Source organism: Bradyrhizobium sp. (genome assembly GCF_016462955.1).
Taxonomy (GTDB): Bacteria; Pseudomonadota; Alphaproteobacteria; order Rhizobiales; family Xanthobacteraceae; genus Bradyrhizobium.
Window position 1 is genome coordinate 13,137 of sequence record NZ_JAEMSD010000116.1, and the last position, 2,683, is coordinate 15,819.

2 protein-coding genes are annotated in these 2,683 nt (G+C 66.7%); both read right to left on the reverse strand.

Translation table 11 applies throughout. The annotated features are described in order from the left end of the window. Positions 1–1,569, reverse strand: a 1,569-nt coding sequence (locus JHD07_RS14675; RefSeq protein ID WP_291623321.1) for an acetyl-CoA carboxylase biotin carboxylase subunit, incomplete at its 3' end; no start/stop codon positions are given. 4 nt (positions 1,570–1,573) lie between these two features. Next, on the reverse strand, positions 1,574–2,683 hold a 1,110-nt coding region (locus JHD07_RS14680), incomplete at its 5' end, for a carboxyl transferase domain-containing protein (protein WP_291623323.1).

A 2,683-nucleotide genomic window follows, 5' to 3' on the forward strand; every position in this document is an offset into this window, starting at 1 on the left:
GCCGTAGTTCAGCGTAATCTTCTGCTCGGGCCCGTGACCGACACGGAAGGCAAAGCCGCGCTGGCGGCGGCCGACCGGCTGCCAGCCGAAAGTTTGCCAGGGCGAATTCGCCTGCGCACGGGCCGCCTGCTGCTCCTCGTTGACAACAGCGGCCACCGCCGCACACAGCTCGAGTTCGCCCGGCGCCGGAGCCGCCGCGGTCAGCACCGCCAGTTCGCGCTCGATGAAGCCGGTGTCGATCGCATTGGCCCGCACCTTGGGATGCGTCATCAGCGCCGACAGGAACGGGATGTTGGTGACGATGCCGCGGACGTCGGACTCCTCCAGGCCGCGATTCAGTCGCTCGATCGCGACGTCCCGCGTCGGCGCCCAGGCGATCATCTTGGCGAGCATGGCGTCATAATACGGTGAGACGCTGTCACCCTCGCGATAGCCGGCGTCGATGCGCAAGCCCCCTGTTTCCGCCGGTAGCCGCCAGGTCGAGATCCGGCCGACCGATGGCATGAAGTTCTTGGTCGGGTTCTCGGCATAGACACGCGCCTCGACCGCATGGCCGTTGAGCTTGATCTCGTCCTGCCTCAGCGGCAGCGCCTCGCCGAAGGCGACGCGCAGCTGCCACTCGACGAGATCGATCCCGGTGATCAGCTCGGTGACGGGATGCTCGACCTGGAGGCGCGTGTTCATCTCGATGAAGAACACGTCCTTGCCGTCGGAGACGAACTCGATGGTGCCGGCACCGACATAATTCACCGCGCCCGCCGCCTTTCGCGCGGCGGCACAGACCGTCTCGCGCTGCGCTGCATTGAGGGTCGGCGACGGCGCCTCCTCGATCACCTTCTGGTGCCGGCGCTGCAGCGTGCATTCGCGCTCGAACAGCGAGAGCAGATTGCCGTGGCTGTCACCGATGACCTGCACCTCGATATGCCGGGGGTTGTCGACATATTTTTCGATCAACATGCGGTCGTCGCCGAACGCGGCCTTGGCCTCGCGCTTGGCACTGACGATCGCGGGCGCAAGCTCGTCGGCGGAGCGCACGATGCGCATGCCGCGGCCGCCGCCGCCGGCGGACGCTTTCACCAGGATCGGGAAGCCGATCTTGTCCGCCGCCTTCGCCAGCGTCGCCTCGTCCTGGGCCTCGCCGTGATAGCCCGGCACCAGCGGCACGCCGGCCTTTTCCATCAGCGCCTTCGAGCCGGACTTCGAGCCCATCGCGTTCATCATCGCGGCGGTCGGGCCGACAAAGACGAGGCCGGCGTCATAGCAGGCCTGCGCGAACTCGGCATTCTCCGACAGGAAGCCGTAGCCGGGATGCACGGCCTCCGCGCCGGTCTTGCGCGCGGCCTCGATCAAGCGCTCGATGTTGAGATAGCTGTCGCGCGCCCGCGCCGGCCCGAGCAGCACGGCTTCATCGGCGAGCGCGACATGCATGGCGTCGCGATCGGCCTCGGAATAGACCGCGACGGTGCGCAGCCCCATGGCGCGCGCGGTGCGGATGACGCGGCAGGCGATCTCGCCGCGGTTGGCGATCAGGAGGGTGCGAAAACGCCGGTAGAGCTTTGAGCGGTCCATCGCATCACATCCTGAACAGGCCGAATTTCGTCGGCTCGATCGGCGCATTCGACGCTGCCGAGAGGCCGAGGCCGAGCACAAGGCGCGTGTCGGCCGGATCGATCACGCCGTCGTCCCACAGCCGCGCGGTCGCGTAATACGGATGCCCCTGGCTCTCATATTGCGCGCGGATGGGTTCGCGGAACTTGTCTTCCTCTTCCCGGGACCAGCTATCACCCTTGGCTTCGATGTTGTCGCGGCGGACCTGGCTCAGCACCATCGACGCCTGCTCGCCGCCCATGACCGAGATGCGCGCGTTCGGCCACATCCAGAGGAAGCGCGGCGAGTAGGCGCGGCCGCACATGCCGTAATTGCCGGCGCCGTAGGAGCCGCCGATCACCACCGTGAATTTCGGCACCGAGGCCGTCGCGACCGCCGTCACCAGCTTGGCGCCGTCGCGGGCGATGCCGCCGGCCTCGTACTTCTTGCCCACCATGAAGCCGGTGATGTTCTGCAGGAACACCAGGGGAATGCCGCGCTGGCAGCACAGCTCGATGAAATGCGCACCCTTCAGCGAGCTTTCGCTGAACAGGATGCCGTTGTTGGCGATGATGCCGACTGGATAACCCCAGATGTGGGCGAAGCCGCATACCAGCGTCGTGCCGTAGAGCTTCTTGAACTCGTCGAACTCCGAGCCATCCACGACGCGCGCGATGATGTCGCGCACGTCGAACGGCTTGCGGCCGTCGACCGGCACCACGCCGTAGATCTCCTCGGCCGCGAACAGCGGATCGCGCGGCGCATGCATGTTGAGGTTCGGCCGCGCCGGCGGCTTCAGCGTGCCGACGATGCGCCGCGCGATGCCGATCGCATGGGCATCGTTCTGCGCGTAATGATCGGTCACGCCGGACTGGCGCGAATGCACGTCGGCGCCGCCGAGTTCTTCCGCGCTGACGACTTCACCGGTCGCAGCCTTCACCAGCGGCGGCCCTCCGAGAAAGATGGTGCCCTGGTTGCGCACGATGATGCTCTCGTCCGACATCGCCGGCACATAGGCGCCGCCAGCGGTGCAGGAGCCCATCACGATGGCGATCTGCGGAATGCCCTGCGAAGACATCTGCGCCTGGTTGTAAAA